We start from the raw sequence: 24,794 nt of genomic DNA, 5'->3' as shown, positions 1-24,794 counted from the left end.
CACCGCCTCGGCGCCCGCCGCTTCCGGGCCCGCCGCTTCCGGGCCCGCCGCTTCCGGGCCCGCCGCTTCCGGGCCCGCCGCTTCCGGGCCCACCGCCTGGGCGCCCACCGCTTCCGCGTCCACCGCCTCCGGGTCCACGGCTTCCGGGCCTTCCGGCGCGGCGGCGGGGGTGCGGCCCACCGCGGCCAGCAGGGCGCTCACCTCGGGGTCCGCGCCCGAGCGCACCGACCACAGCGCCGCGCCCGGGCCGAGGGCGTTCGGCACCACGGTGGCGTGCATCCAGTGCGTGCCGGTCGTGACGTGCTCCCGGCGTACCCACTTGGCCACCCGCCCCGCGAACTCCTCCCGCCCGAACCCCTCGACGGCCCGCACCACGTAGCCCTCCTGCCGCGCCAGGTCCAGCCGGAGCCCCCGCAGCGCCCGCTCGTCGAAGACGCCGCGCCACAACACCGGCGGGACGGGAATCCCCAGCCCGCGCAGGAAGGCGACCGTGCCGTCCCAGTCCAGGCACCGATCGCCGGCCCAGACCGAGAACCCGTAGAACCAGCTCTCCAGCCCCTGGTACGCGATGGAGTGCCGGGCGTACATGTTCTCCCCGCACACCCGCCACCCCGCCGGGATCCGGCGGCCGATCCGCCCCTGCAGACCCTTGATCCACGCCCGGGACGGATGGTGCGCCGAGTCCGGCGACCGGGCGTGCATCCCGTCGGCGTACAGGGTGGTGTTCTCCCCGTCGAGCTTCTCCGTGACCACGACCTCGCGCCCGCGCAGCCCGGACAGATCGCCGGCGCGCACGTCGTCCGGGGTCACGCCGGGGGACCAGGGCAGGTGAGGGGTACGCGGATAGTGCACGCGCATGATCCCTCCCCCCTCGGCTGGGGACGACTGTACAAGCGGCCACAAAGCGCCTCCATCGAATAAACGGCTAGAGTCGGCACCTTGATCGACGGGAGGGCGGCGGCATGCGCGTGACGATGACGAGCGTGGCGACGACCCGCCACCCGAACGAGGACTTCACCGGGGCCCTGCCGGCGGCGGCGGTGCTGATCGACGGCGCCGGCATCCCCGGCACCGCGTCGATCTGCCGGCACGGCGTGGCCTGGTACGCCAACCGCCTGGGAGGGGGCCTGCTGGGCCTCCTGTCACTCGACCGCGGCCTCCCGTCGCTGCTAGCCGAGGCCATCGAGCGGGTGACGGACGCTCACCGGGACACGTGCGACGTCGCCGACCCCATCAGCCCGTCGGCGACCGTGGCCGTGCTGCGCCTGTCCGGCGGCCTCGCCGAGTACCTCGTGCTCGGCGACTCGTTCCTCGTGCTCGGCCCGGCGGAGGGTGAGCCGCTCGTGGTCTCCGACCCGCGGGAGGTGATCATCAGCCGGTCGTACGAGCCCGCGATCAGGGCCGCCGCGCCGGGGAGCGACGAGCGCCACCGGCTCCTGCGGGACCTGCGCGCCAACCGGAACCGGCCGGGCGGCTTCTGGCTGGCCAAGGACGACCCGCGGGCGGCGGACGAGGCGATCACCGGAAGCCGTCCGATCTCCGGGCTGACCGGCGCCGCGCTGCTCAGCAACGGCGCGAGCCGCATCGTGGACCGGTTCGGGCTCACCGACTGGCCGGGGGTCATGGCCGTCCTGGCGTCGAGCGGGCCCGCCGAGATCATCCGTCGCGTCCGGCGGGCGGAGGCCCGGCACTCGGTGGTGTCCGACGACGCGACGATCGCGTACTGCACCGGCCTTGCCGAGACCTGACCGCCGCCCGGACGGGACGTCTCACGGCATGCCGAGCGACTCCTCCATGTAGGCCATCGCCCCCACGGGCTCCTCGGCGAAGAAGACCAGGTCGGTCAGGGGACGCGGGAGGAAGCCTTCGTCCTCCATCCGCCGGAACTGCTGCTTGAGCCCGTCGTAGAAGCCCGCCGTGTTCAGCAGCACGACGGGCTTGTCCGTCCGGCCGTGCTTCTTCAGCTCCAGGATCTCGGTGGCCTCGTCGAGGGTGCCCGTGCCGCCCACCATGATGACCACCGCGTCGGCCTTCTCCAGCAGCAGCCTCTTACGCTCGGCGAGGTCGGCCGCGATGACCATGTCGTCCACGCCGAGGCGTACCTTGTGGGCCAGGAAGCCCACCGACACCCCCATCAGCCGCCCGCCCGCCTCGTGCACCCCGTCGGCCATCACCTTCATCAGGCCCACGTCGGAGCCGCCCCAGACCAGCGTGTGCCCGCCCTTGCCGATCAGCTCGGCGAACTCGCGGGCGGGCCGGGTGTAGGTCTCGGACAGGTCGGCGGCGGACAGGAAGACACAGATGTTCATGGGCACCACCGTAAGGGCCGCTCATGGGTGCGGGCTCGTCAGGTGGCCGGGTGCCGCCGGGCGGCGTCGACGAGGCGGCTGCCGAGGGCGCGGATGTGCCGGACGAGCTCGGGCGGTTCGTGCACCTCGAACGGGACGCCGAGCTGCGCGACCCACATGGCCAGCTCGTCGAGGGAGTTCGACCCGGTGCTGAGGACGCACGCGCCGTCGCCGGCCGGCTCGACCACCGCCATCGTCGGCGGCATCCGGGCGGCGACCACCTCGGCCGGGGCGTGCACCGTGAAGCGGCCGCGAGGACCAGGACCGGGCCGGCTACGCGATCATCCAGGCGACCCGGCCGCAGACGCTCGCGTTCGGGCTGCACGACTCGCCCGCGGCGCAGCTGGCGTGGATCGTGGAGAAGTTCAAGGAGTGGACCGACCCGGCCCGCGAACTGCCGGAGGACGCGGTGGACGTCGACCAGTTGCTCACCGACGTGAGCATCTACTGGTTCACCGGGACCGCCGCCTCGGCCGCCCGCCTCTACAAGGAGGGGCAGAAGGGGTGGGGGCGGTGGCCGAGTACTCGCCGCTGCCGCACGGGGTCGCCGTCTTCCCCGGGGACGCCGGGGTCCGGCGGATCGCCGAGCGCGAGCACAACGTCGTGCACTGGTCGGAGTTCGACCGCGGCGGCCACTTCGCCGCGATGAAGGCGCCGGACCTGCTCGTCGAGGACGTCCAGGCCTTCTTCCGCCCCCTCCGCTGAGCCCTGCCCCGCTGCCGGGGTCCGGTCGCTCCGCCTGGCCAGGCGCTCTCCCGTGGGCCAGAATCGGTGACCCGCAGCGTTTCACGACAGGAGGCCGGAGTGTCGGTATCAGTGCTGGACATGTCGATGTCGCTCGACGGGTACATCGCGGGCCCGGACGACAAGGTCGGCAACCCCGGCGGCGACGGATTCATCCGGCTGCACGAGTGGGGCCTCACGCCGGACGGGAGGTTCGCCGAGTCCGGGCCGGCGGGGGAGATGCTCGGCCAGATCCACGCGACCGGCGCGGTCGTCACGGGGCGGCGTACCGCGGAGCAGGTCGATCACTGGGGCGGAAACCATCACGGTGAGGGCATCCCGGTCTTCGTGGTCAGCCATCGGCCGCCCGCTCCGGAGGTGGCGAAGCATCCGCTGGTGACGTACGTGACCGACGGGATCGTCAGCGCGATGGCCCGGGCGAAGGCGGCCGCGGGGGACCGGAACGTGCACGTGATCGGCGCCTACACGGGGCAGCGGGCGATCGAGGCCGGGGCGCTGGACGAGCTGCAGATCCATCAGATCCCGGTGCTGTTCGGCGGTGGGCGCCGGTTGTTCGAGGTGCTGCCGTCGCGGGTGGAGCTGGAGATCCTCCGGGTGGTCGACACGCCGGAGGCCACCCACATCCGTTACCGCATCCGCCGCTGACCCGATTTGGAAATCTACAATGTAAAGGCGCCGGGGTGGTGTCACTTAATCATCCGGCTCTCGCAACCCCTCGACGAGGGAACCGGCCTGGCTATCGGCGCGCGAGCGAGCTGTTCGAGGTGAGCTGGGGGCCGGCGACCGCGGCGAGCCGTAGCTTGGTCTCGTCCTCGCTGCCGGGCGCAGCGGTCATGATCACGATCTTGTGCTCGGAGTCGCCGTCGGTCAGGATGTCGCAGTCCACGGTGACCGGTCCCACCGAGGGGTGGTCGATGGTCTTGTGGTTCTCGCGATGGGCGGCGACCGTACCCGTGGCCCACAGTTCGGCGAATCGCCGGTTGCCGCCGGTCAGGTCGTGGATGAGCTTCGCCAGGCGGGTGTCCTGGGGGAAGCGGCCGGTGGCGCGGCGCAGGTCGGAGACGACTGCGGCGTCGACGGTGTCCCTGTCCTGCTCCGTCACGGGCCAGAGCGCGAGGCGTGCGGGGCTGGCGGCCACCGGGAACTTGTCGCGGGCGAAGTTGCGCAGTTGGGCCGGCGAGGCGGAGGGGTCGCCGAGCAGCGCGGCCCAGCTGCGGTTCCACCAGATCAGTTGCCAGTCCGCCGCGAACACGGCGACCGCGACGTCGCCGAGCCGGGTGAGGACGCGGTGCACGCCGGGTGGGATGTGGTCGGAGATGGTGCCGCCGGCCGGAGGCACGAGGTGGGCCAGCCGGTAGAGGTGGTCGCGTTCGGCGGTGGTCAGCTGCAGGGCTCGCGCGAGGGAGGCGATGACCTGTGCCGAGGGCGTGGTGGCTCGTCCTTGTTCGAGGCGGACGATGTAGTCGACGGATATCCCGGCGAGCTCGGCGAGTTCTTCGCGGCGCAGCCCGGTTGCGCGGCGTGTCCGGCTGACGGGGAGTGCCGCGGCTGACGGGGGCAGGCGGTCGCGCCATGTGCGGATCATCGCGCCCAGCGTGGTGCCGGGTGTCGTCGTCATGCACTCATCTTGCTGCATCGTGCGTGGTTGAGGGTGGTACCGGTTCTCCTACCGTCGGGCCCGCAGGTTCGCCGGCGACGCCTCGCCCGACTGCCGGAGTCCGTACGCCTCGGCAATCACGCGAGCGCCTGCCGGATCAGCGCCGCGTCGCGGTCGAGAGACTCACGCGAGCGACTCTTCCAGGAGGCGGTGACCGCGACGCCGTCCCCCGGATAACGCGGCACCACGTGCAGGTGGAGGTGGAAGACGTCCTGCCCGGCGGCCTCACCGTCGGCCAGGGACAGCCGCACCCCCTCGCAACGGAGCCCGGACGCCCGCAGCGCGACCGACACACGCCGGGCCGTCCGCCAGATCGCCGCGCCGACCGCGTCATCGCAGTCCGCCAGCCCGGCCACGTGCGCGCGCGGGATCACCAGGACGTGACCGACGGTGGCCGGTTTGTGGTCCAGGATGGCCACCACGCTGTCGTCCTCGTGGACGATGGCGGCCTCGGCCCGCCCTGCGATGATCTCGCAGAAGACACAGACGCTCATATGAATCATGGTCTCGGTTGGGCAGCTCCGCCGCATGGGCATTTCTCACGGTCGCCGCCGGGCCGGAAGTGCGGCCCGTTCCCTGCTCTGCGCCGGTGCGGACGGTACGTCACGGATTCCCTGTCCGCCGACGTACCGCCGGTCCGGGGTCGTCATCCTCTCGGGCCGTAGGCCGACATGAGGATGTGCACGACGATGAGGACGACGATCCAGACCATGGCGCGTCTGGTCGGCGGGGGGCCGCTGCGCAGCAGCGAGATGCCCAGGGGGATGAAGGCGACGCAGAGGCCGCCGACGGCGATGAAGGACTGCGGTTCGGTGCCTTTGAGCGTTCCGAGGGCGAGCGCCGACATCAGGCCGAGCGCGATCGAGCGGCCCAGCCCCAGGGCGCCGGAGCGGTAGGCGCCGATGGCCAGCACGATCCAGCCGAAGAAGGCCGGTCCGGAAATGGCCCTGAACGGATGCCAGACCGTGTCCCGCCATGCCTCGTAGTAGTGGTCGATGCCGGTGAGCATGGTCTGCAGGCCGAGGCCGTCGGTCAGGTGGAAGGCCAGGTGATCGGTGCCGAACTGGAAGGTCCGGGTGAACAGGCCGACGATCACCAGGCAGCCGCCCCACAGTCCCCACAGCGGGCTGGTCGCGGCGATCCGTTGCGCCAGCGTCATGACCGCCGGCCACAGCATGATGAACCCGGCGGCGAAGCAGACGTAGGCGGCGGTGATGAGGGTGGGGTGCTGGGTGTAGGCGACGAGCTGGTACGGGACGAAGTAGTAGAACGGGGAGCGCAGGAGGGTCCCGGCCATGATCAGGGTGGGGCCGCCGATCAGCGCGACGGCGCTCACCCATCGTCCGGGGAACGGGGGTTGCCGGTCCAGGTTGGCCGCTGCGTTGGCGGCCCGCCGGTCCGCGTCGGCCTGTCGCCAGCCGGTGATTCGCCGGCGAAGATCGATGTTCATGGGTTCCTGCCCGTCTTGTCGGTGTCGAGGTGGGCGCGTCCCGGCGCGGTTCGCCGGGCGCACCAGCATGGTGATGGCCGGTGCGGTGGTGGCGCGTCTGGCTCAGGTCGCATTTCGGCCGGCGGGTACGAGCAGGTGGTACGACCCTGGTCGGATGCGGGATATCAGACCGTGGGCAGATGCCGGGTGATCCGGGGAGGCGATAATTTCTCGGCATGAACTGGGCACGGCGGGTCGGTGGAAAGGGCGTTGTCGATGTGGCGGCGGCCGTCATTGTGGCGCTGACCGTCGGATACGCCATCGTCGACCCGCCCGGGCCGTCGTCGTCGTGGCCCGTGTGGTCGGCCTGGCCAGTGGCGGCCGTTGTGAGTTTCCCGATCGCCGTCCGGCGGCGCTGGCCTCGGGCCATGCTCGTTCTCGCGTGCGCGGCGGGGGTGCTGGCGACCATGGCCGGTTCCGTCGCGGCGAGCGCGATCTGGGTGACCTTCGTGCCGACCGTGCTCGTGCTGTACCTGGTGGCCGCCACCGTCTCGGCCGCATGGTCGGTGGCGGCCACCGCAGCGTGCGCGTTCGCCGCGGTGGCCGCGATCCTGATCTTCTACGACCAGGTGCTCCCCGGCCTGGCGCCCCCGGCGTCGCCCAGCGAGATCCCGCCGTACTGGCCGGTGGAGATCGGTGCGACCTGTTTCCTCCTGGCCACGGCATGGGTCATCGGGGCCGCAGTCCGCCTTCAGCGGGAGACAACCGCCCGCCTCGTCCGTCACCTGGCCGACGCCGCGGTGGCCGACGAGCGCAGGCGCATCGCCCGCGAGCTGCATGACGTGATCGGCCACAGCATGAGCCTGATCACCGTCAAGGCCACCGTGGCCAACCATGTCGCCGACGCCCGTCCGCAGGAAGTACGCGCCGCGCTGGCCGTCATCGAGCAGACCAGCCGGAGCACGCTCGCCGAGATCCATCGCGTGCTCGGCCTCCTGCGGTCCGACGGCGATCTGCAGGAGGCCCATGTTCCTGTCCCAGGCATGGCGGACCTGCCCGAGCTGGCTGCCGGTGCCCGCTCGGCCGGGGTGGAGGTGGACCTGACCGTCCGCGGGGAGGCCGCGCTGCCTCCCGCGGTCGCGGTATCGGTCTACCGGATCGTGCAACAGGCCCTGACCAACGTCATCGCGCACGCGGGGCCCACCCATTGCTCGGTCACCGTGGACATCGACGGCCGGGCCGCCACGATCGAGGTCACCGACGGCGGTCCCCGCCACGGCCGGCCGCCGCGAGCGGGCCCCGGCGGACACGGCCTGATCGGCATGCGCGAACGGGTCAAGATGTACGGAGGCACGTTCAGTGCGGGACCCCGGCCCGAAGGAGGCTTTCGCGTGGCGGCTCGACTGCCTTACGACCCGGACGGCACCCTGTCATGATCGATGCCGCCCCGCACGATCCGCGCCCGCCCATCCGGGTCCTGCTCGCCGAGGACCAGGTCCTGGTTCGCGACAGCCTCAAAGTCCTCATCGACAGCACGCCAGGGATGACCACCGTGGGCGAGGCGGGCACCGGCGCCGAGGCCGTGATCCTGGCCCGCCGGCAGCGGCCGGACGTCGTCCTCATGGACGTGCGGATGCCGGACATGGATGGGATCGAGGCGAGCAGGCATATCTGCGCCGACCCCGCCAATGCCGGTGTCCGCGTCCTGATCCTCACCACGTTCGATCAAGACGAGTACGTCTACGCCTCGCTCAGGGCGGGCGCCAGCGGCTTCCTCCTCAAGAGCGCCACAGCGACCGAACTGCTGGCCGCCATCCACGTCGTCGCCTCCGGCGAAGCGCTGCTCGCGCCCACGGTGACCCGCCGGCTCATCGCCGACTTCCTGCGAGACCCGCACCCCGCCCCGGCCGTGCGGGACCTCAACGACATCACCCAACGCGAGCGCGAGGTGCTCACTCTCATCGGCAAGGGGATGTCCAACTCCGAGATAGCCGAGCACCTTCACCTCACCGTCGGCACGGTCAAGACCCATATCAGCCGCCTCCTGGCCAAACTGCACGCCCGAGACCGGGCTCAGCTCGTCATCGCAGCCTACGAAGGCGGCCTCATCACCGTCCCGGACGGGCGCCGGTGACCGGTTCGACGTTGGCACAGGTGCGCGTTGGACGAGGATCGGCGGGAGTGGGGGAGTGGGGAGGGCGGCCAGGTGCACGCGGGCGGTGGGTCGCGCGGCATTCCCCGGGGTCGGCATGAAATGAGGCCGAGGTCGGGCGCGGACGGGCCCACCACGATGACCCGGCCCTGGAGGCCACTCCGACACGAGCCCGGGGTCCACGCGGGTGTCGGCGGGAGCGGGCGGTGGCACGAGTACGGGGATGTCGGCCGTGGGGTGGGGCACGAGCGCGGGGTCCACGCGGGTGTCGGCCAGAGCGAGAGGCGACATGAGCGCAGAGCCCACGCGAGTGTCGGACAGAGCGGGGAGGTGACATGAGCGCAGAGCCCACGCGGGTGTGTGTCGGCCAGGGAGAGGGGCGACATGAGTGCGGGGTCCATGCGGGTCGGCCAGGGCAGGCGTGGCGCGAGTACCGGGGCCACGCGGGTCCCGGCGGGGCCGGGCGGGTCCCGGCGGGGCCGATCGGGTGATCAGCACGTCGGCAGGTTGGGCGGTGCTCGCTGAGCGTGCCACCGACTGCGTCCGGGATACCGCAGGTCGGGCCGGCTGATGGTTCGCCGGAAGGTCTTACGGAAGTGAGGGCTCAGCGAGTTTCTGGACGCCGATCACCGACAGCAGGCGCAGTTGCTCGACCGCCGGGCTGCCGGCCGGGGCGGTGAAGAACTGCAGGCGTTGCCTGCCGTCCTCGCTGAACAGGTTCTGACAGTGGACGTCGACCACACCCAGCTCCGGATGGATGATCCGTTTGCGGTCCCCCCGGCGTACCGCGACGTCGCCGGTGTCCCAGAGATCGGCGAATTCCCCGCTGGCGCGGCGCAGCCGGACGACCATCGCCATCGACTGCGCGTCGTGATCGCGGCGGGCCACCGCGGCGCGCAGGTCGTGGACGAGGACGCGCGAATGGTGCGGATGATCCGCTTCGGGATAGATCGACCGGCTGCCGGGATCGGTGAACCACCGGCTGACGAAGCTGTCGCTGGTGGGCGGGCCGATCAGCGCCGTTGCCGGTCGGTTCTGCGCGAGGGTTTCGTGCAGGTCGGTGATGATCCGCGCGGGCGTCGTGTCGAGCCGGTCGAGCAGGGCGAGCATCGCCGGTTGCACGTGCACCGCCGTCCCGTGACCGGCCGGTGCCGTACGGCCGGCGAGCAGGAACAGGTGCCCCCGCTCGTCCTCGTCCAGTCGCAGCGCGCGGGCCAGGGCGGCCAGGACCTGGGCCGACGGCTGCGCGCCACGGCCTCGTTCCAGCTCGATGTAGTAGTCCACCGAGGTGCCGGCCAGCTGAGCGACCTCCTCCCGGCGCAGGCCGGGCACCCGGCGGCGCGGCCCGCTGATCACGCCGGCCTCCGCGGGGCTGATCCGCGCGCGCCGGGTCCGGAGAAAGCTGCCGAGTTCGGAAAGGTTCACCGGCCCAGGGTTCCACACCGGCTTCACCGCGAGACAGGGGACGCCGTCCCCTGGACAGCGGGCACCTGGATACCCCGGCTCCGCCCGGACATGGTGTGAACCACCGAACCGAAAAGGAGAAACGGATGCCGTTCGCGAACTTGAAGGTCCCCGCCGGAACCCTCACCGCCGAGCAGAAGGAGGACCTGATCGTCAAGGTCACCGACCTGTACTGCGCCACCTTCGGCGACGCCGTGCGGGGCAACACGATGGTGCTCGTCGACGAGGTCGCCGACGGCGGATGGGGGATCCGGGGCGAGGTCCTCACCCTGGCCAAGATCGAGCAGCGGGCCTGAGCCGTTCCCGGCCCCGCGGCGACAGCGACGTTGCGGGGCCGGGATGGCAGCTCCGCAACGAACACCTCAGAGTGCGTGGTCATGGAGCCTCGTCCTGGTCGGCTCGCAGACGTGATCCTTCCTGGCCGGATCACTCGCCCCACCCCACGATCTTCAGGACAGTCCCCACGCACCCAAGCCCGGTGGCGACGAGGATGATCGCGGGCGAGGCGGCCAGCACCACGGACGGTCAGGGCGGCGGCGCTCTTGACGTTGGCCATGCTGCCGTGCGGCGCGAGGGTGCCGGCGATGAACATCGCCGTCAGTGCCGAGGCGGAGCAGGTGGTACGCGAGGCGCTGGCCGGCCGTCCGCACCTGGTCCGGCTCGGCCTGCAGCAGCATGTGGACACCGCCGCCCGGGCCGGGGCCGGCGGGGATCGGGGCGCTCTTCGTACTGTTAGCACTGGTCTGGGCATGTTGACGTGGGTCGCGCGGCGTGGGTCCCCGCCGTGGTCCGGCCTGGTCCCGTCGCTGGCGGTCGCGCTCAGCGCGGAGTTACGCGTTCTGGTTGCGTCGGGCGGTACCTGAGCAACCCCGTCTGGCACCCGCTGTGGGACTTCTCGTACGGCGCGGAAGTAGGGCCCGCCCTTGGGACCGGTACGGCCCGGCGAGCGATCTTGGCATGGACGGCGGCCCGCGTGGTCCCTTGCGGCAGGTCGAGGACCTGCTCACCTCACCGGCCGCGGGCCGGCGGGCGCGTCCGCTCGGCCGTACCACCAGGTGAGGCCGGCCGCGGCCACGGCGAGCGCGGCCGCCAGCGGCGGGAGCAGCGCGGCGCCGGCGGCGTCGAGCGCGATCCCGCCGGCCGCACCGGACAGCGAGACCGCCAGGTACAGCGCCGACTGGTTCAGCGAGGCGACCATGGGCTGCGTGCAGGCCGGGGCGTAGCCCATGATCAGGTGCTGCTGCGGCGCGGTGACGGTGAAGGAGAACACGCCACAGGCCGCCACCGCCGGCAGCGCCGTCGCGTACGAGCCGCGCAGCGCCGGCACCAGCAGGAGGACGGCGGCGAGGAGCAGCGTGCCGGCGATCACGACCCGGCGGGGGCTGCGACGGTCGGTGAAGTGCCCGGCTGCCAGGTTCCCCACCGTGCCGGCGACCCCGAACACCAGCAGCAGCCCGGCCAGCCGGCCGCCCTGACCGTCGGTGGCCGGCTCGTACACGGCGCTGAGGTAGGTGTAGGGCACGTAGATCCCGGTGAACGCCACGACCGTGGTGGTGAGCACGCCGAGCACCCGCCGGTCGGCGAGCGGGGCGAGCCGCTGGACCATCGAGCGTCTCGTTCCGTCAGGGGCCGGCGGTGAGCAAGACTAGTGCGACAGCCGGGCGGCGGCGCCGCCTGCCCGGACCGGTTGCGCGCTCGGCGGGGCCGGCACGTACGACGCCGTGGGAGCCCGCCGTGGACCGTCACGCATGGAAGCCGTTCCTCCAGCGCTGGAGCGAGGAGTGGCGCGTCGCCCACCCCGGCGAGGAGCCGGACGGCGACCCCTGGCTCGGCCGCCCGCCCGCCACCGAGGACGAGGTACGGGCCCTGGAGGCGCGCCTGGGCCGGGTGCTGCCCCCGTCGTTCCGGGAGTTCCTGCTCGTCACCAACGGCTGGCGGAACGCGGGCAAGTTCGTCTGGAGCCTGTGGAGCACCGAGGAGATCGGCTGGCTGGCCGACCTGGAGCCGAGGTGGGCCGACGTGTACGCCGGCCGTGACGAGGAGGAGACCGAGCCCGCGGCGGCCCGATCGTTGCTGATCTCCCTGGAGGCGGACGCCGGCGTCGTCTACCTCGATCCGGGCGACGTCGACGAGCGCGGCGAGTGGGCGGCCTACGACGTGTTCTCGTGGACGGCCATGGGCCCCGAACGGCACGGCTCGTTCTACGAGAAGATGTACGACTTCTACGCCGGATTCCACGCCCTCGACCGCCCCCGATGCGAGACCCAGCGCACCTGGGACGCCAAGGTCGAGGACGCCCGGCTGGAGAGCCTGCGCGGCGCGGTGGACCGCCCACTGGCCGTGTTCGCGCAGGCCGCGCGTTTCGGCGGCGACCGCGCCTCGTTCCTGCACTTCCAGATGCGGACCCTGCTGAGGCAGGACGACGACGACCCGTTCCGCCGGCTGCTCAGGAACGGCGACACCCGGTCGTGGACCCTCGACGAGGGACTGTTCGCCGCGCAGGTCGTGCCGCTGCTGTTCGCCGCGCACGAACGGGACCGCCGCTTCGGCTCCGGTTCCACGCTCCAGTTCCTGCGCGAGCGGGGGCCGCAGCGGGTCAGGCACCTGCTCGGACGGCATCAGGCGCTGCGGAGCGAGCCGGGGTTCCGGCTCTGCTTCGGCAACCCGGAGTTCGACATGGCCGCGCACGCCGCTCTCGACGCCGGCGAGGATGCCAGTGGAGGTACCGGTGAAGACGCCTGGTCGCGCCTGCGCGACGCCCTCGTCCACTGGCGGCCGCTGCATGAGGACCAGCTCGCACCCATCGCCCTGCTCGCCGACCCCCGGGCCGCCCGGCTGATCACGCCGGAACGCGGACGCGAGCTGCTGGCCACGAGGCGGGGCTGAACGCAGGCCGGCCGATCACCGGTCCGCGGTGGAGGTGGGAGGTCCGCCGCCGCTGCTGCCGCTGCTGCCGCTGCCGCTGCCGCCGCCGGTGGCGGGATCGGGGCTCTGCCTCCGGCGGGCTTCGAGCGCGTCCAGGATCAGGTCCAGGCCGTAGCCGAACTCGCTCGTGTAGTCGTAGCCCGGCCGCAGGGCATGATCGACGATCATCTCGGTGAGGTACGGCAACTCGTCCGCCGGGAGCTGCTCGAGGATGCCGCCGGCCACTTCCTCCATATCGTCCGGCGTCATCACCGGCAGGTTCGCCTCCTGGAGGACGAACCCGCCGATGTAACTGTCGATGAGCGAGATGGCGTGCGCGGCCATCGGCAGCGTGAACCCCGCCTCCCGGAGGACGCCGAGGACGGCGTCGTGGTGGCGTAGCGTCGCCGCCCCCGGGTTGCGACGGGAGTCCATGAGGCCGAGAGCCCAGCTGTGCTGCGACAGGACCGCGCGCGCGGAGCAGGCGCGCGCACGGATCGCGTCGCGCCAGTCGTCGCACCCGGAGGTGGGCAGCTTGATCGCCGCGAACACCATGTCGACCACGCCGTCGAGCATCGCGTCCTTGTTCGGTACGTGGTGGTAGAGCGACATCGCCTCCACGCCCAGTTCCTGGGCCACACGGCGCATCGTGATCGACTCCACGCCGCCGCGATCCGCGACCCGGATCGCCGCTTCCAGCACGAGACCTCGGCTGAGCGGCTGCCGTGGCGGTGAAGGTGGCGGTGGTGGTGGCGGTGGTGGTGGCACGACGGCTCCGGAGTGTGGGCGGTTGACAGCCTTACGAGTGTAAGCCATCCTTACGTACGTAAGCCGCCTTACGGACGTAAGTCATCCCGGGAGCCGGCAGTTCGGCGAACATCCGGCCCACGACCCGCCCCACCGGGGCGAGCAAGGAGATCCCGATGCCGATGCCGAGGTGGTGGGGGCACGTGAACAAGCGGGTGTTCAACCCCCGCGCGCTCGCGGGCGGGAAGTGGCCCATCCTGATTCACGTCGGACGTAACTCCGGCGCGACGTACCGCACGCCTCTCGACGCGTATCCCGTCGACGGCGGCTACCTGTTCGTCCTGGTTTATGGATCCCGCTCGGACTGGGTGCAGAACATCCTGGCAGCCAGCAGCGCGCGGCTGCGGGTCGACGGGAAGGAAGTGGAACTCGCCGCCCCGCGCCTCGTCGGGGAGGACGAGGCGTTCCGGGCCCTGTCCGACGACGTGAAACGCCCACCGAAGTTGCTCCGCATCAGCGAGTTCCTCCGCATGGACCTGGTCGCAGGCTGACGATCCGGACCTGGTCGCAGGCTGGCGATCGACACCCCGCGAACACGCGCCCTGCGGGCTATTCCGGTCGCCAGCGGCCGATCTTCTTCGACAGGAGGGTGGCGCCGATGCGCGCGTAGAAGCGTTGCGCGGCCACGTTGGCCTCGGCCACCTCCCAGCGGATCACCTTTCCGCCGGCGGCTTCGGCCGCGGCCCGCATCAGCTGCTCTCCCACGCCACGGCCGCGTTCCGTGCCGTCCACGTACAGGTCGTCCAGCGCGAGATAGTCCTCGCCGGACCAGAAGCTGACCCGCTGCAGCCACGAGACGTACCCGATGGCCTGGCCGTCGCGCTCGGCGATCAGGTAGGTGATCTCCGGGCGGGCCAGCATCCGTTCGAGGCCGGCGACGGTCACGGTGATGGCCGCTGCCTGGTCCTGGTGTTCGGCCAGGCTGCGGATGAGCCGGTGCACGGCACGGGCGTCATGGGGCGTGGCGCGACGGATCGCTGTCACGGTGGTCCTTTCGTGAGAACGGTACGGGGGTTAGGTATCAAGACGAGCGGAGAAAACCATACCCCGGCTAGGTATGGAGTGGACAGAGGCTCAGCCGTGTTCGGCGTGCTGGCCGTGGTCGGTGACCTGGGCGTCGAACCAGGCGTGCAGGGCCGTGCGCAGGGAGGCGTCGGTGGTGGTGTAGGTGATCCGGGCGCCGGCGGGCAGCTGGAGGTAGCGGATGTCGATGCGGGTGTGGCCTTGCTCGAGGGCGCGCAGGCCCGGCATCTCGCCGCCGTGGATGGAGGCGGGGTCGCCGTAGTCGCCCTTGCTGAAGCCCGCGGCCTCGGCGGTCAGGTGCTCCCGGATCAGCCTGACCTGCTCGGCGTCGGCCGGGTCGTCGGAGGTGACCGTCTGCTCGCCGCCGGTGGCGGACTTGGCGAAACGGTGCGTGGTGCGCTCGAGGTCGAACGGCATCACCTGCCGGCTCCTGGCCGCGATCTCGGCCTGCCGGGCGGCCAGGGCCTGCCGCTCGTCACGGCTGACGAGCACGTACGCCGTCGCGGCGACGACGACGAGCGCGAGCGCCGCGATGAGCGCCTGGACGCGTCGATTCTCAAGGGTCATCTATGGCCTCCGTGAGGATGGTGAGGGCGCGCAGCACGTCGCCGCGTTCGCCCTCGGGGACACGGTTCAGAACGGCGGAGAACCGCTCGGCTCTGGCCTCGGCCAGCCGGGCCGCGGCCTGCACCCCTTGCGGCGTGAGCCGGACCAGGACCCCGCGTCCGTCGTCGGGCGCGGGGGTGCGCTCGGCCCAGCCGCGGTTGATGAGCTGCGTGACCAGCCGGCTGGTGGTGCTCTTCTCCAGCCGGAGCCGGTGCGCCAGATCGCTCTGCCGCAGCGCGCCGTCCCTGGCCAGCTCGCCCAGCGCGTGCGCCTCCGACACCGGGATGGGCTGCCCGCAGGGGGTCTGATCCGGCTGGTGGAGGCCGAAGGCCCGAACGAAGCGGGCCACGGCTTCCTGGAGTTCGCGATCATCCGCCATGGTTGTACCATACAACTAGATGGTTGTATGGTACAACCGGTCGCCGGTTCAGCGGGGCGACGGCAGCACGGACAGCTCGCAGGGGTAGGAGTCGGCGGGGGCGCTCAGCACCCAGACGATCATCGCCGCCAGCGACTGCGGCCGGATGCACGTCTCGGGGTCGTACGGGCGCCCGAAGGCCCGCCTGACCTCACCCAGCAGGTCGGTCGCCGTCGCCGCGGGATAGACCGTGGTGACGCGGATCCCGTGGGCGGCCTCCTCCTCGCGCAGCGAATCGGCCAGCTCCCGCAGCGCCGCCTTGCTGCCGACGAACGCCGACCAGCGGGGGACACCGGTCATCCCGGGCGAGGCGTTGACGAAGATCACATGGCCCCTGGACCGCCGCAGCGCGGGCAGCGTCAGCCGTACCAGCTCGGCGGCGGAGGCCACGTTCACCGCCAGCGTCCGCCGCCACGTCTCGGGGTCGGCGTCGGCGACGGCCGCGACGGGGGAGATGCCCGCGCAATGCACCAGCGCCTGCACATCCCCCAGCTCTCCCGCATCTTCCAGCGCCCCCATGGCGGCGGCCAGCGTCCCAGGTTCGGCCAGATCCGCCTCGATCCCTGGTACGTCCAGCCGCCCGGCGCCGCGCCCCACGGCGGTCACCCGATGCCCGGCCTCCACGAGCGCGCCGACCAGCGCGGTCCCGATCCCTCCGGTTGCCCCGGTCACCAGCACATGTCCCATGACGACTCCCTTGATCCGCGCTGCACTTGATCACAAGATGCCACGGTGGCGGGGAGCTCGTTTCCGGCGACGACGTGGCGAGGCCTGCCGAGCTCGCGGCACACGGGCAGGACCTGCCCTCGATGATGCGAGTGAGCAGCGAGTAATCGCGTTACTGGCTCTTTCCGGGCTGGCAACGCGAGGGCGGGCACCCCATCCGATTGCAGATCCCCGTACGGTTACCGGTCGAGCTGTGGGGGCGTCTGGTGGGTCAGGGGGGTCTGGGAGGTCCGCCGCGCCAGGAGGGGAAGGGGCGTAGGCCGGTGGCTGCGTCGTAGGCGGCGGTGGACAGGAGGCGGGTGGAGTCGAGCGTGGGGAGCGGGGAGTGCTCAGGGGTGATCAGGAGCGGGATCTCGGTGCAGGCGAGGGCCACGGCGTCGCAGCCCCGGGCGGCCAATCGTTCGATGACCCCGAGGTATGCCGCCCGCGAGTTGTCGGTGAACACGCCGTTGACCAGCTCGGTGAAGATGATCTCATTGACCGTTCGGCGATCTTCCGCATCCGGCAGCTCCGCGGCGATGCCCCGGGAGCTGAGGGCGCGTGGGTAGACCGGGCCCTGCATCGTGTAGGAGGTGCCCAGCACGCCGACGCGGGTGCGGCCGTCGCGGGCGGCTTGCTCGGCGACCACCTCGGCGATGTGCAGGCCCGGCAGGGCGAGGGCCGGGCCCGGGCGGTCGAGCGCCAGATGGGCGGTGTTGTCGGGGCAGACGAAGAACTCCGCGCCGGCCCGGGCCAGCCGGGCCACGCTGACCGCGAGGGTTCTGCGCACCGCGTCGTGATCGCCCGCGTCCCAGGCGGGCATGCTGCGGCCGAACGGGATGTAGTCGAGGGTCACGTCGGGATGGTCGTGCTCGCCCGAGCGCCGGAAGCCCTCCTGGCAGAAGGACAGGAAGCTCAGCGCGGCGCCCTCTGTGCTGTGGGCGAGGATGCCCAGGTGTCTCATCGTGGCCCCGACGGCTTCGGGCCGGTCCGTGTCGTGGCGGCTCTCGAGCGGCCGGCGACGCTCCTCCAGGTCGTGCATGTCCCATCCCCCGTTCGGCATGTCGGAACGCTTGGCCGTTATAGTGGACCCAGAACGGGCGTTCGTCAAATCGAACGAGATGACTGATGGAGCGAACAGTGGCTGACGGCAAACCTCCCTTCGAACGTATTGCGGCGGCGATTCGGCGTGAGCGCGACCGTGCCGGGATCTCGCTGACCGAGCTCGCGAAACGCTCGGGTCTGGCCAAGTCCACGCTGTCCCAGCTCGAGTCGGGCACCGGAAATCCCAGCCTAGAGACGCTCTGGGCGCTCGGGGTCGCGCTCGGCGTGCCGTTCAGCCGGTTGGTCGACCCGCCGCGCCCGGCCGTACAGCTGATCCGCGCCGGTGAGGGCCCGGCCGCCCACTCCGGCCAGGCCCATTACACCGCGACACTGCTGGCCGCCAGCCCGCCAGGGGCCCGCCGCGACCTCTACAGGATCGAGGCGCAACCGGGGGAGTCACGGCGATCCGAGCCGCACATGCCGGGGACGGTCGAGCATCTCCTGATCAGCACGGGGAGAGCCCTGGCGGGGCCCGTGGACGAGCCGGTCGAGCTGGCTCCCGGCGACTACCTGTCCTACCCGGGCGACGCGCCGCATGTCTTCACCGCCCTTGATCCCGACACGACGGGGGCGATCGTGATGGAACACGTATGAGCCGAGGGGATCGAGCGCGTCGGCGCGCATGGCTTTGCGGATATCACGGATCCGCCGAGGTGGCCGAGGTGGCCGCATCCCGAGTCGTTCTCGGGACCTGTGGCATGTCCGCCGGTCCGCCTCCTCCCTGTCGCTCAAGGTCCGGTGCCACCAGACACCGGCCTGGTGCTCGCCGGTGAGATGGCCGGTCGGTCCGGCCCGGCGGTGGCCGTCCGGGTCTGGTCGTGAAGCGTCCAGAACGCCCGGCCCAGGAATGCAGGGGACAGGGGGCAGGCTCGGGGCCAGGCCCGGGGAGGCTCGGGGCCAGGGCCGGGGGGGGCTCGGGGGCAGGGCCGGGGGGAGGCTCGGGGGCAGACGCAGGCTTGGGGGCCGGCTGCGCGGTCACGGGGGTCATCGCGAGCAGCAGCATCGCGGCCTGGGCCTTGTCCCGGCGGAGGTCGGCCGGTACGAGGCGCACGACGGGAACGGCGCGGGGGCGGCGCGAGAGCAGGTGGTTGCGGCCGTAGCTGGGGAGCTACCGGTGCGCGGTGGTGATCCAGGGGCGGGGCGGGCGCTCGGGGCATCCACCGTTCCACCCCCTCCTTGCGTACAGCGTACTCAGTGACGTAATCTGGCCGGAATAACCGCGTACGCCGTACCCAGGAGGTCGCCGGATGAAAGGCCCGCTGTCAGTGATCAGCGAGGACGACCGCGAGGCGGCCGTGCGGCGCCTGCAGGAGGCGTACGCCGAAGGGCACATCTCGTACGAGGAGATGGACGAACGCCTCCACCAGGTGCTCACCGCCCAGAACCCCAGCGACCTCGTCCCGCCCCTGGCCTCGCTCCCCGCGGAGACTCCAGCCACGATCGCCGCCGTCGGCGGACGGATCCAGCGGCGCGGCGCATGGCGGGTGCCCCGGGTCCTCAAGGTCGAGTCCGCACTCGGGAAGGTGCGGCTGGACCTGTCCCGGGCCGTCATCGAGCATCCGGTGATCGACATCGAGCTGCAGCTCGGCACCGGCCGAGCCGCGATCACGGTGCCTCGCGACGCGATCGTCGAGCTGGATGATCTACGTACCGGGTGGAAGAGCCCGCTCTACCGGATCCGGCGGCGCCCCCGCCCCGGCGGGCCGAGGATCCGGATCTCCGGGACGATGGGGCTGGGACGGTTGAAGGTCCGCCACGCGCGGCGTTGAGGCCCCGTCCGTCATCACGCCGGGATCACCTTGAGGGACTTCACCAGGGTGTGAACGTCGGGCCAGAGGTGCTTGTGGGTGTCGGGGATCGTGATCCACAGGACGGCCGGGCGCGGGCGGCCGGTGTCGACGGCGATCACGACGGACAGTTCCTGCGACGCCTCGCGGCCGTCCGGGCTCGGCGGCATCCGCATCATCCTGGCCAGCAGCCAGCCGTGGCGTACCGGCTGAGAGGCGATGTCCTCGCCCGTCGTGCCCGACGGGAACGCGCCGGCCTGCTTGGCGTCGAGCATCGCCCGGGCGGCGTCGTAGAGGCTGTCGCCCGCGTCGAGCTCGGACCACAGGTGCTGGGAGTCGATGTCCGCCCACCACTCGCGATCGCCGTCCGGGCCGTACGACTCCGTGAGCAGCGTCTGGCGCAGGTTGTAGCGGCCGTCCGTGACGGGGCCGTCGCTGACGGGGCGGCTCCTGCGCCAGGGCGCGCCCAGCTCGGCGAAGGACAGGCCCGTCTTGGGGTCGGTCACCCTGCCGATCACCTTGGTGCCCTTGCCGGGGTGACGCCGGAGCGTGACCACGGTTCCCTCGGCGATCCTCGTGACCACGAGATCGCTCGAGGTCGGGCTGGGGGTCGGGACGGCGGAAGGGGAAGCGGGAGTAGGAGTGGGAGTGGGAGTGGCGGTCGCTTCGGTAGCGGGCGTGGGCGACGCCTGCGCGGGTGGGGCCGCCGGCGTGTCGTCGCCTGTCGCCAGGTGCAGGCCGACGGCGAGCTCGGTGAGGAGCAGCGCGCCGCCGAGGAGGCGGAGCCACCCGGGGAACGGCGCCATGAGGTCGCGCATGCGGTCGGAAGTCCTGGGCACGGGTCAGCCCTCCGGGGTGAGCAGGGTGAGGCCGGCGCGCCGGGCTTGTTCGACGCTGTGGCGCAGGGACTCCTCCAGGTGCCGCGCGCGCTCGGTCAGCTCGCCGACCTCGCCGGCCGCCAGGTGGTCGCGGACCGTCCTGGACAGCAGTTCACGGTAGGAGTCGCCGTCCTCGGCCAGGTCCTGCAGCGTTCGCCACTCGGCGTAGACGGCCTCCGCCTCCTCGGTACGCCGCGCGTACTCCTCCAGGGCGGAGATCCGCCGGGCCAGGGCCCGGGTCGCGACCGTCAGCGCCTCCTCCTGCGATGCGAGCACGGTGGAGATGCTCTCGGTGACGCGGCCGGAGCGGGCGCTGTCCTGTTCGCGGCGCAGCCGGGTCAGCTCGGTCAGCGTCTCGGCGATCTCCCAGGCCTGGCGGGGCAGGGCCACCCGGTTGGCGATGCCGTCGAGCAGGCCGTCCCGGTCGATGGGGGAGTTCAGTACGGTGTCCGTCGCGACCACGGTGCGGTCCAGCAGCGCGGCGTCCAGCGGCTCGAGCATGGACGCGTGCACGTATCTGCCGTGGTGGCGGCGGCCGTACCCGGCCACGGGGGATTCGCCCGCCATGGCCAGCAGCGCCACGGCCGCGATGCCCTGCACGGCGAGGCAGGCGAGGAAGAACGCCGGGAAGCCGTACGCGATCCAGACGGCGAGGGCCGCCACCTGGAGCAGCACCGCTCCGGCGAGGAGCGCTCGGCGGCGGCCGCGGCGGGCCAGCGCCAGGACGAGAGGGAGGAAACCCCACAGCGCTGACAGCGCCAGGGCCGCCAGCACGTCACCGCCCGTCCGGCCACCCCACGCGGGCCGCTCGGGCGCGGGCGGCAGGAGCTCGGGATGGGCGGCCATCGCCCGGCGGTGCGCTTCGGGCAGGTCGGGGTCGAGAACGAGGGCTTGCCGCCGGCGGTCTCCGGACCTGCCGCGGATGGGGGATGTGCCAGTCATGCCGTTCCTGATCTACGCGTCGCCGGTCCGCTCGGGATCCGGCGGTCTTCTCGGGGAGATCATCCCGGCTGGCGCTTGCACACCGCTTGCACCGGAATCGCCTTGGCGGGGTACGTGCGGCGAGGTTGTCTGTGATCATGGAGATGTCCGCCGCCCTGACCGTCCAGCGATCGGAGCCGTCATGCGAAAAGGCATTGTGGTCACGGCACAGCCGGGTGTGGAGGAGCTGGCCGTGCAGGCCGAGAGGCTGGGCTTCAGCAGCTTCTGGGTCTACGACACGCCCATGCTGCACGGTGACCCGTTCGTGGCGCTCGGGGCGTGCGCGAAGGTCACCAGCCGTATCAAGCTCGGCGTCGGAGTGACCTCACCGGCGCTGCGGTCGTCACCGGCTGCGGCCGGCGCGTTCGCCAGCCTCAACGCGCTGGCGCCAGGTCGGATCATCTGCGGCATCGGCACCGGGAACACCGCCCGCCGCACCCTGGGGCTGCCGCCGGTCACGACGGCCGAGCTCGAGAGGTTCACCGCCGCGCTGCAGGGTTTGTGCGCCGGCGGCACCGTCGAGCACCGCGAGGGCGACCAGGTCCGCGACATCCGGCTGCTGCATGCCGGGCAGCACGTGAACACCACTGACCCCATCGAGTTCGTGGTGGCCGCGAACGGCCTGAAGGCCGCCGCCGTCGCCGGCCGCCGCGGCGCCGGCATCATCTCCTTCGCGCTGCTGGACACCGCGGCATGGAACGCGTTCCACCACGCTCGCCGGCAGGCCGCGGGCGCGCCTCACGACGCCGACTCCTACGTCATGACCTCGCTGTACGTGCTCGACGAGGGCGAGGCCCCCTACGGCGAGGCCGCTCGGGACGCGACGGGCCACATCGTCATGTCGCTGCTGACCTTCGCCGCCGAGGCACCCGCGTTCGCCGAACGGCTCGGGGCCGAGGAACGCGACGCGGTGCGGTCACTCCTCGCCCGGCGGGGCACCACGACCACCGCGCCGGACCGGCACACCGCGCTCTACCGCGACTACCTGGGACGCATCGCACCGGCGGACCGGGACCTGGTCCTGCCGTCGCTGATCGACGCGCTGGCCCTGGTCGGAACGCGGGACGACCTCCTGGCCCGCATCGCCGTCCTGGAACAGGCCGGGATCGACGAGATCGTCATTCAGCCGGTGGTGGATCCGCCGGCGGAGATGGCCGAGCTCGCGAAGCTGGCCACCTGAGCCGGCGGCTGCCGGGGTGCACCCACGGTGGAGCGCGCCCGGGGCGATGCGGGCGAAGGCCTCGCGTACGGTCGCCGCGCTGGGCCGGTACGCGGGGACTCGCCGCAGTGGGCCGGCGGCGTACGGGAACGATGAGGGCTCCGGCCAGGTCCGCGTCATGAGCGCGCGGTCGCCCGCCGACCCGCCGGTTCCGGGGGGAGACGGTCAGGCCGGCCAGCCGCCTGCGGCAGCGGTGGATCTGGCGAACTCGGAGAAGGTCCGCGGCGGGCGGCCGAGGGCACGCTGCACGCCGTCGGAGACGTACTCGTCCGTACCCTCCCTGAGCGGCTCGATGACGTCCGCGAAGGCCGCGGCGTCCGCGGGCGGCACTCCCTGCTGAACGAGCTCCGTGACGTAGTCCTCGACGGAGAGCGGCACGTAGCGGATGTCGCGGCCGGTGACCTCGGAGATCGTGGCGACCGCCTCGGCCAGCGTCACCGCCCGGGGGCCGGACAACTCGTAGATCCGGCCCGCGTGCCGGTCCTCGGTCAGCGCGGCGACCACCACCGCGGCGATGTCCTCTGCGTCGACGAAGCTGGCGGCCCCGTCGCCGGCGGGCAGCCGCAGCTCACCGGCGCGGACGGCATCGGCGAAGAAGCCCTCGCTGAAGTTCTGCGCGAACCAGCCCGGCCGGCTGATCGTCCACTCCAGACCGCTCTCCCGTACGGCGGCCTCGCTGTCGACGATGCCCGCCAGGATGCCGCCGCTGTCCCTGGCGTAGTCCGGATCGTCGATCCCGCGCCCCGAGGCCAGCACCACCCGCCGCACCCCCTGCCGCACCGCCCGCTCCACGAACGGGCGAACCAGCTTCGTGCCGTCCAGCTGCACGATGTAGACGGACCGCACGCCCTCCAGAGCGGCGTCCCAGGTGCCGCTGTCGGTCCAGTCGAAGGCGTGCTCGCCGTTGCGGGCCGCCGCGCGAACCGGCAGCCCCATGGCCCGCAGTCGGCTGACGACACGGCGGCCGGACTTGCCGGTCGCCCCGGTGACAAGAATCGGATGTTCAGACATGGGCCCAGTCAACCGGCCCGGGACGAGACGATCCATGGCTGGAAGGCTCTGGCTGATGTCTAGGCGTCTACACTCGAGGGCATGGACGCCGTGTCGCAGCTGCTGGCAGACGTACGGGCGCGCGGGGCCGTCTTCCGGCAGACGATCATGCGGCCGCCCTGGGCGCTGCGGATGGCGAGCGGCGCCTCGCTGACCTTGGCCACGATGCTGCGCGGCCGGGCCTGGATCGTTCCCGACCGGCACGAGCCGGTGCCCATCGGCGTCGGCGACATCGCCGTCGTCCGCGGCGACACGCCCTACACGGTGGCCGACGACCCCGCGACCACACCCTCGCTGGAGGTGACCAGCGCCGACTACTGCCCGGGGTCCGTGGGCGTCGAGCAGGCGTCCCGGCCCGCCCGGACCTGCGGAACCCCCGCCGACGGGGCGGCCGTGCTGGTCAGCGGGGCTTTCGAGCGCAAGGGAGAGCTCAGCGAACGTCTCCTGCGGGCCCTGCCCGCCGTGCTGGTGGTGCCGGCCGAGGGCGGCCCCTACCCGTCGGTGGAGCTGGTGGCCGGGGAGGTCGCCGCGGACCGGCCGGGACAACAGCTGGTGCTGGACCGGCTGCTGGACCTGATGCTGGTCTCCGCGCTGCGCAGTTGGTTCGACGACCCCGGCGCCGATGCCCCGGCCTGGTGTCGGGCGCTGGACGACCCGGTCGTGGGCGCCGCGCTGCGTCTGCTGCACGACACCCCCGCCCACCCGTGGACGGTGGCGGACCTGGCGGCCAGGGCGGGAGTGTCGCGGGCGGCGCTCGCCCGGCGGTTCACCGCGCTGGTCGGCGAACCGCCGATGTCCTACCTGGCGGGCTGGCGGATCGCCCTGGCCGCGGACCTGCTGCGGGAGACCGACCTCACGGTGGGCACGATCGCCCGGAAGGTGGGCTACGCCAACGCCTTCGCGCTGAGCGTGGCGTTCAAGCGGCTGCGCGGCACCCGGCCCAGTGACCACCGGCGCCCGGAGCCGGCGTGGCGGGCCGGACCGGGGGCATAGAAGACGCTGACCACGGCCGGCGATCAGTTCTGCCGAGCGGTGAGCTCGATGATGTTGCCGAGGTTGTCGGTGATGAACGCGATGCGCTGACCGATCGCCGCCACGTCCATGGGCCCGCCGATCAGCGGCACGTCGCTGTCACGCAGCTGGGACACGGTCGCGTCGAGGTCGTCGACGGCGAGGCAGAAGTGGTGCAGCCGCTCCGGGTCCATGCTCGCCAGCACGTCATCGGCCGGCGCCTCGTGACGGCGCGACGCGCCCGCGAGCAACTCGATCTTCACGCCTCCGCTGACGATGAAGGCGAACGTCGTGCCGTGGGAGTCGAACCGCTGCTGAAGGGCGAAACCGAGCTTGCTCGCGTACCACTGGATGGTGGCGTCGAGCTGCTCCGGCGTCACGCTGATGCCGACGTGGTCGTGGGAGAAAGTCATAGCCATGCGGACGAGACTGGCCGACGGCCGAGCCGGTAACCAGGGACGGGCCGACGGTAGGACCGGCAGTGCCCACCTTCGTACGGTGGCCCGC

Annotated in this window: 32 protein-coding genes; 13 read left to right on the top strand and 19 right to left on the bottom strand. The window is 72.1% G+C overall.

Annotated elements, in window-relative coordinates:
- Positions 1–858, bottom strand: an 858-nt coding sequence (locus AB0J69_RS51755) for an RNA ligase family protein (protein ID WP_364134200.1), incomplete at its 3' end; no start/stop codon positions are given.
- Between the two features lie 104 nt (positions 859–962).
- On the opposite strand from AB0J69_RS51755, the gene AB0J69_RS51750 reads away from it, so the two are divergent.
- A complete protein-coding gene (locus tag AB0J69_RS51750) occupies positions 963–1,748 on the top strand; it encodes an integrase (RefSeq protein WP_364134197.1) in 786 nt (261 codons plus the stop codon).
- A 21-nt stretch (positions 1,749–1,769) separates the two neighbouring features.
- Here the strand turns inward: AB0J69_RS51750 and AB0J69_RS51745 are convergent, their stop codons facing one another.
- The 3 genes from AB0J69_RS51745 to AB0J69_RS51735 form a co-directional block, all read right to left on the bottom strand.
- The gene (locus AB0J69_RS51745; RefSeq protein ID WP_364134195.1) at positions 1,770–2,309 is read right to left on the bottom strand and encodes a TIGR00730 family Rossman fold protein; all 540 of its coding nucleotides are present in this window, start codon (positions 2,307–2,309) and stop codon (positions 1,770–1,772) included.
- A 38-nt stretch (positions 2,310–2,347) separates the two neighbouring features.
- Positions 2,348–2,554, bottom strand: coding sequence for a WYL domain-containing protein (locus AB0J69_RS51740; RefSeq protein ID WP_364134192.1), 207 nt, complete (start codon positions 2,552–2,554; stop codon positions 2,348–2,350).
- Between the two features lie 67 nt (positions 2,555–2,621).
- Positions 2,622–2,780 carry a hypothetical protein gene (locus AB0J69_RS51735; RefSeq protein ID WP_364134189.1) on the bottom strand — a complete coding sequence of 53 codons (159 nt, stop codon included), beginning with the start codon at positions 2,778–2,780 and terminating at the stop codon, positions 2,622–2,624.
- Between the two features lie 72 nt (positions 2,781–2,852).
- Here AB0J69_RS51735 and AB0J69_RS51730 point away from each other — a divergent pair, with 72 nt between their 5' ends.
- Together AB0J69_RS51730 and AB0J69_RS51725 are read left to right on the top strand one after the other, a co-directional pair.
- On the top strand, positions 2,853–3,053 hold the full coding sequence (locus AB0J69_RS51730; protein ID WP_364134186.1) for a hypothetical protein: 201 nt from the start codon (positions 2,853–2,855) through the stop codon (positions 3,051–3,053).
- A 99-nt stretch (positions 3,054–3,152) separates the two neighbouring features.
- Positions 3,153–3,737 carry a dihydrofolate reductase family protein gene (locus AB0J69_RS51725; protein ID WP_364134183.1) on the top strand — a complete coding sequence of 195 codons (585 nt, stop codon included), beginning with the start codon at positions 3,153–3,155 and terminating at the stop codon, positions 3,735–3,737.
- A 91-nt stretch (positions 3,738–3,828) separates the two neighbouring features.
- Here AB0J69_RS51725 and AB0J69_RS51720 read toward each other — a convergent pair whose 3' ends face one another.
- The 3 genes from AB0J69_RS51720 to AB0J69_RS51710 form a co-directional block, all read right to left on the bottom strand.
- A complete protein-coding gene (locus AB0J69_RS51720; protein WP_364134180.1) occupies positions 3,829–4,710 on the bottom strand; it encodes a helix-turn-helix transcriptional regulator in 882 nt (293 codons plus the stop codon).
- 116 nt (positions 4,711–4,826) lie between these two features.
- Positions 4,827–5,243 carry an HIT family protein gene (locus AB0J69_RS51715; RefSeq protein ID WP_364134177.1) on the bottom strand — a complete coding sequence of 139 codons (417 nt, stop codon included), beginning with the start codon at positions 5,241–5,243 and terminating at the stop codon, positions 4,827–4,829.
- A gap of 152 nt (positions 5,244–5,395) precedes the next feature.
- Positions 5,396–6,199, bottom strand: a complete 804-nt coding sequence (locus tag AB0J69_RS51710; RefSeq protein ID WP_364134174.1) for a hypothetical protein — start codon at positions 6,197–6,199, stop codon at positions 5,396–5,398.
- 215 nt (positions 6,200–6,414) lie between these two features.
- Here AB0J69_RS51710 and AB0J69_RS51705 point away from each other — a divergent pair, with 215 nt between their 5' ends.
- Both AB0J69_RS51705 and AB0J69_RS51700 read left to right on the top strand, forming a co-directional pair.
- Complete coding sequence (locus tag AB0J69_RS51705) at positions 6,415–7,614, top strand: sensor histidine kinase (RefSeq protein ID WP_364134171.1); 1,200 nt, start codon at positions 6,415–6,417, stop codon at positions 7,612–7,614.
- On the top strand, positions 7,611–8,312 hold the full coding sequence (locus AB0J69_RS51700) for a response regulator transcription factor (RefSeq protein WP_364134169.1): 702 nt from the start codon (positions 7,611–7,613) through the stop codon (positions 8,310–8,312). The genes AB0J69_RS51705 and AB0J69_RS51700 overlap by 4 nt, the downstream gene beginning before the upstream one ends.
- 606 nt (positions 8,313–8,918) lie before the next feature.
- On the opposite strand, the gene AB0J69_RS51695 is transcribed toward AB0J69_RS51700, so the two are convergent.
- Positions 8,919–9,755, bottom strand: coding sequence for a helix-turn-helix transcriptional regulator (locus tag AB0J69_RS51695; protein ID WP_364134167.1), 837 nt, complete (start codon positions 9,753–9,755; stop codon positions 8,919–8,921).
- Between the two features lie 125 nt (positions 9,756–9,880).
- Here AB0J69_RS51695 and AB0J69_RS51690 point away from each other — a divergent pair, with 125 nt between their 5' ends.
- Together AB0J69_RS51690 and AB0J69_RS51685 are read left to right on the top strand one after the other, a co-directional pair.
- A complete protein-coding gene (locus AB0J69_RS51690; protein ID WP_364134164.1) occupies positions 9,881–10,090 on the top strand; it encodes a 4-oxalocrotonate tautomerase family protein in 210 nt (69 codons plus the stop codon).
- A 288-nt stretch (positions 10,091–10,378) separates the two neighbouring features.
- Positions 10,379–10,657 (top strand): hypothetical protein, encoded by a 279-nt coding sequence (locus tag AB0J69_RS51685; RefSeq protein ID WP_364134161.1) that lies wholly within the window; start codon positions 10,379–10,381, stop codon positions 10,655–10,657.
- A 140-nt stretch (positions 10,658–10,797) separates the two neighbouring features.
- On the opposite strand, the gene AB0J69_RS51680 is transcribed toward AB0J69_RS51685, so the two are convergent.
- On the bottom strand, positions 10,798–11,400 hold the full coding sequence (locus AB0J69_RS51680) for an MFS transporter (protein ID WP_364134158.1): 603 nt from the start codon (positions 11,398–11,400) through the stop codon (positions 10,798–10,800).
- Positions 11,401–11,528: 128 nt separating this feature from the next.
- Between AB0J69_RS51680 and AB0J69_RS51675 the strand changes: the two genes are divergently transcribed.
- Positions 11,529–12,680: an SMI1/KNR4 family protein gene (locus AB0J69_RS51675; protein WP_364134155.1), complete on the top strand. Its 1,152-nt coding sequence runs from the start codon at positions 11,529–11,531 to the stop codon at positions 12,678–12,680.
- A gap of 15 nt (positions 12,681–12,695) precedes the next feature.
- Here AB0J69_RS51675 and AB0J69_RS51670 read toward each other — a convergent pair whose 3' ends face one another.
- The gene (locus AB0J69_RS51670) at positions 12,696–13,400 is read right to left on the bottom strand and encodes a TetR/AcrR family transcriptional regulator (protein ID WP_364134152.1); all 705 of its coding nucleotides are present in this window, start codon (positions 13,398–13,400) and stop codon (positions 12,696–12,698) included.
- Between the two features lie 248 nt (positions 13,401–13,648).
- On the opposite strand from AB0J69_RS51670, the gene AB0J69_RS51665 reads away from it, so the two are divergent.
- On the top strand, positions 13,649–13,996 hold the full coding sequence (locus AB0J69_RS51665; RefSeq protein ID WP_364134149.1) for a nitroreductase family deazaflavin-dependent oxidoreductase: 348 nt from the start codon (positions 13,649–13,651) through the stop codon (positions 13,994–13,996).
- Positions 13,997–14,054: 58 nt separating this feature from the next.
- On the opposite strand, the gene AB0J69_RS51660 is transcribed toward AB0J69_RS51665, so the two are convergent.
- The 5 genes from AB0J69_RS51660 to AB0J69_RS51640 all read right to left on the bottom strand — a co-directional run bounded on the left by AB0J69_RS51660 (position 14,055) and on the right by AB0J69_RS51640 (position 17,320).
- Entirely contained in the window at positions 14,055–14,489 is a 435-nt protein-coding gene (locus tag AB0J69_RS51660; protein ID WP_364134146.1) for a GNAT family N-acetyltransferase, read from the bottom strand.
- Positions 14,490–14,579: 90 nt separating this feature from the next.
- A complete protein-coding gene (locus AB0J69_RS51655; RefSeq protein WP_364134143.1) occupies positions 14,580–15,095 on the bottom strand; it encodes a hypothetical protein in 516 nt (171 codons plus the stop codon).
- On the bottom strand, positions 15,085–15,513 hold the full coding sequence (locus tag AB0J69_RS51650) for a MarR family winged helix-turn-helix transcriptional regulator (RefSeq protein ID WP_364134140.1): 429 nt from the start codon (positions 15,511–15,513) through the stop codon (positions 15,085–15,087). The genes AB0J69_RS51655 and AB0J69_RS51650 overlap by 11 nt, the downstream gene beginning before the upstream one ends.
- Positions 15,514–15,561: 48 nt before the next feature.
- The gene (locus tag AB0J69_RS51645; protein ID WP_364134137.1) at positions 15,562–16,239 is read right to left on the bottom strand and encodes an SDR family NAD(P)-dependent oxidoreductase; all 678 of its coding nucleotides are present in this window, start codon (positions 16,237–16,239) and stop codon (positions 15,562–15,564) included.
- 250 nt (positions 16,240–16,489) lie between these two features.
- Complete coding sequence (locus AB0J69_RS51640) at positions 16,490–17,320, bottom strand: amino acid racemase (protein WP_364134134.1); 831 nt, start codon at positions 17,318–17,320, stop codon at positions 16,490–16,492.
- Between the two features lie 77 nt (positions 17,321–17,397).
- Here AB0J69_RS51640 and AB0J69_RS51635 point away from each other — a divergent pair, with 77 nt between their 5' ends.
- Both AB0J69_RS51635 and AB0J69_RS51630 read left to right on the top strand, forming a co-directional pair.
- Positions 17,398–17,955, top strand: a complete 558-nt coding sequence (locus tag AB0J69_RS51635) for an XRE family transcriptional regulator (protein ID WP_364134131.1) — start codon at positions 17,398–17,400, stop codon at positions 17,953–17,955.
- Between the two features lie 653 nt (positions 17,956–18,608).
- Positions 18,609–19,130 (top strand): DUF1707 domain-containing protein, encoded by a 522-nt coding sequence (locus tag AB0J69_RS51630; protein WP_364134128.1) that lies wholly within the window; start codon positions 18,609–18,611, stop codon positions 19,128–19,130.
- 14 nt (positions 19,131–19,144) lie between these two features.
- On the opposite strand, the gene AB0J69_RS51625 is transcribed toward AB0J69_RS51630, so the two are convergent.
- The gene (locus AB0J69_RS51625) at positions 19,145–19,987 is read right to left on the bottom strand and encodes a hypothetical protein (RefSeq protein ID WP_364134125.1); all 843 of its coding nucleotides are present in this window, start codon (positions 19,985–19,987) and stop codon (positions 19,145–19,147) included.
- A 3-nt stretch (positions 19,988–19,990) separates the two neighbouring features.
- A complete protein-coding gene (locus tag AB0J69_RS51620; protein WP_364134122.1) occupies positions 19,991–20,968 on the bottom strand; it encodes a hypothetical protein in 978 nt (325 codons plus the stop codon).
- A gap of 181 nt (positions 20,969–21,149) precedes the next feature.
- Between AB0J69_RS51620 and AB0J69_RS51615 the strand changes: the two genes are divergently transcribed.
- The gene (locus tag AB0J69_RS51615; protein ID WP_364134119.1) at positions 21,150–22,187 is read left to right on the top strand and encodes an LLM class flavin-dependent oxidoreductase; all 1,038 of its coding nucleotides are present in this window, start codon (positions 21,150–21,152) and stop codon (positions 22,185–22,187) included.
- Between the two features lie 204 nt (positions 22,188–22,391).
- Here the strand turns inward: AB0J69_RS51615 and AB0J69_RS51610 are convergent, their stop codons facing one another.
- Positions 22,392–23,237, bottom strand: coding sequence for an NAD(P)H-binding protein (locus AB0J69_RS51610; RefSeq protein WP_364134116.1), 846 nt, complete (start codon positions 23,235–23,237; stop codon positions 22,392–22,394).
- An 81-nt stretch (positions 23,238–23,318) separates the two neighbouring features.
- Between AB0J69_RS51610 and AB0J69_RS51605 the strand changes: the two genes are divergently transcribed.
- Positions 23,319–24,269 carry an AraC family transcriptional regulator gene (locus tag AB0J69_RS51605; protein WP_364134113.1) on the top strand — a complete coding sequence of 317 codons (951 nt, stop codon included), beginning with the start codon at positions 23,319–23,321 and terminating at the stop codon, positions 24,267–24,269.
- A gap of 23 nt (positions 24,270–24,292) precedes the next feature.
- On the opposite strand, the gene AB0J69_RS51600 is transcribed toward AB0J69_RS51605, so the two are convergent.
- Positions 24,293–24,706, bottom strand: a complete 414-nt coding sequence (locus tag AB0J69_RS51600; RefSeq protein ID WP_364134110.1) for a VOC family protein — start codon at positions 24,704–24,706, stop codon at positions 24,293–24,295.
- Positions 24,707–24,794: the final 88 nt, after the last annotated feature.

The organism is Nonomuraea sp. NPDC049709, assembly GCF_040674815.1.
Lineage (GTDB): Bacteria > Actinomycetota > Actinomycetes > Streptosporangiales > Streptosporangiaceae > Nonomuraea.
This window is presented reverse-complemented; position numbering and strand designations above follow the sequence as displayed.

What these genes read in the sequence shown, in the direction of transcription:
- AB0J69_RS51750 (WP_364134197.1), top strand. Translation starts at nt 963, where the DNA reads ATGCGCGTGACGATGACGAGCGTGGCGACGACCCGCCACCCGAACGAG.
- AB0J69_RS51745 (WP_364134195.1), bottom strand. Translation starts at nt 2,309, where the DNA reads ATGAACATCTGTGTCTTCCTGTCCGCCGCCGACCTGTCCGAGACCTAC.
- AB0J69_RS51740 (WP_364134192.1), bottom strand. Translation starts at nt 2,554, where the DNA reads ATGCCGCCGACGATGGCGGTGGTCGAGCCGGCCGGCGACGGCGCGTGC.
- AB0J69_RS51720 (WP_364134180.1), bottom strand. Translation starts at nt 4,710, where the DNA reads ATGACGACGACACCCGGCACCACGCTGGGCGCGATGATCCGCACATGG.
- AB0J69_RS51715 (WP_364134177.1), bottom strand. Translation starts at nt 5,243, where the DNA reads ATGAGCGTCTGTGTCTTCTGCGAGATCATCGCAGGGCGGGCCGAGGCC.
- AB0J69_RS51710 (WP_364134174.1), bottom strand. Translation starts at nt 6,199, where the DNA reads ATGAACATCGATCTTCGCCGGCGAATCACCGGCTGGCGACAGGCCGAC.
- AB0J69_RS51705 (WP_364134171.1), top strand. Translation starts at nt 6,415, where the DNA reads ATGAACTGGGCACGGCGGGTCGGTGGAAAGGGCGTTGTCGATGTGGCG.
- AB0J69_RS51700 (WP_364134169.1), top strand. Translation starts at nt 7,611, where the DNA reads ATGATCGATGCCGCCCCGCACGATCCGCGCCCGCCCATCCGGGTCCTG.
- AB0J69_RS51690 (WP_364134164.1), top strand. Translation starts at nt 9,881, where the DNA reads ATGCCGTTCGCGAACTTGAAGGTCCCCGCCGGAACCCTCACCGCCGAG.
- AB0J69_RS51685 (WP_364134161.1), top strand. Translation starts at nt 10,379, where the DNA reads ATGAACATCGCCGTCAGTGCCGAGGCGGAGCAGGTGGTACGCGAGGCG.
- AB0J69_RS51680 (WP_364134158.1), bottom strand. Translation starts at nt 11,400, where the DNA reads ATGGTCCAGCGGCTCGCCCCGCTCGCCGACCGGCGGGTGCTCGGCGTG.
- AB0J69_RS51655 (WP_364134143.1), bottom strand. Translation starts at nt 15,095, where the DNA reads ATGACCCTTGAGAATCGACGCGTCCAGGCGCTCATCGCGGCGCTCGCG.
- AB0J69_RS51650 (WP_364134140.1), bottom strand. Translation starts at nt 15,513, where the DNA reads ATGGCGGATGATCGCGAACTCCAGGAAGCCGTGGCCCGCTTCGTTCGG.
- AB0J69_RS51645 (WP_364134137.1), bottom strand. Translation starts at nt 16,239, where the DNA reads ATGGGACATGTGCTGGTGACCGGGGCAACCGGAGGGATCGGGACCGCG.
- AB0J69_RS51640 (WP_364134134.1), bottom strand. Translation starts at nt 17,320, where the DNA reads ATGCCGAACGGGGGATGGGACATGCACGACCTGGAGGAGCGTCGCCGG.
- AB0J69_RS51630 (WP_364134128.1), top strand. Translation starts at nt 18,609, where the DNA reads ATGAAAGGCCCGCTGTCAGTGATCAGCGAGGACGACCGCGAGGCGGCC.
- AB0J69_RS51620 (WP_364134122.1), bottom strand. Translation starts at nt 20,968, where the DNA reads ATGACTGGCACATCCCCCATCCGCGGCAGGTCCGGAGACCGCCGGCGG.
- AB0J69_RS51615 (WP_364134119.1), top strand. Translation starts at nt 21,150, where the DNA reads ATGCGAAAAGGCATTGTGGTCACGGCACAGCCGGGTGTGGAGGAGCTG.
- AB0J69_RS51610 (WP_364134116.1), bottom strand. Translation starts at nt 23,237, where the DNA reads ATGTCTGAACATCCGATTCTTGTCACCGGGGCGACCGGCAAGTCCGGC.
- AB0J69_RS51605 (WP_364134113.1), top strand. Translation starts at nt 23,319, where the DNA reads ATGGACGCCGTGTCGCAGCTGCTGGCAGACGTACGGGCGCGCGGGGCC.
- AB0J69_RS51600 (WP_364134110.1), bottom strand. Translation starts at nt 24,706, where the DNA reads ATGGCTATGACTTTCTCCCACGACCACGTCGGCATCAGCGTGACGCCG.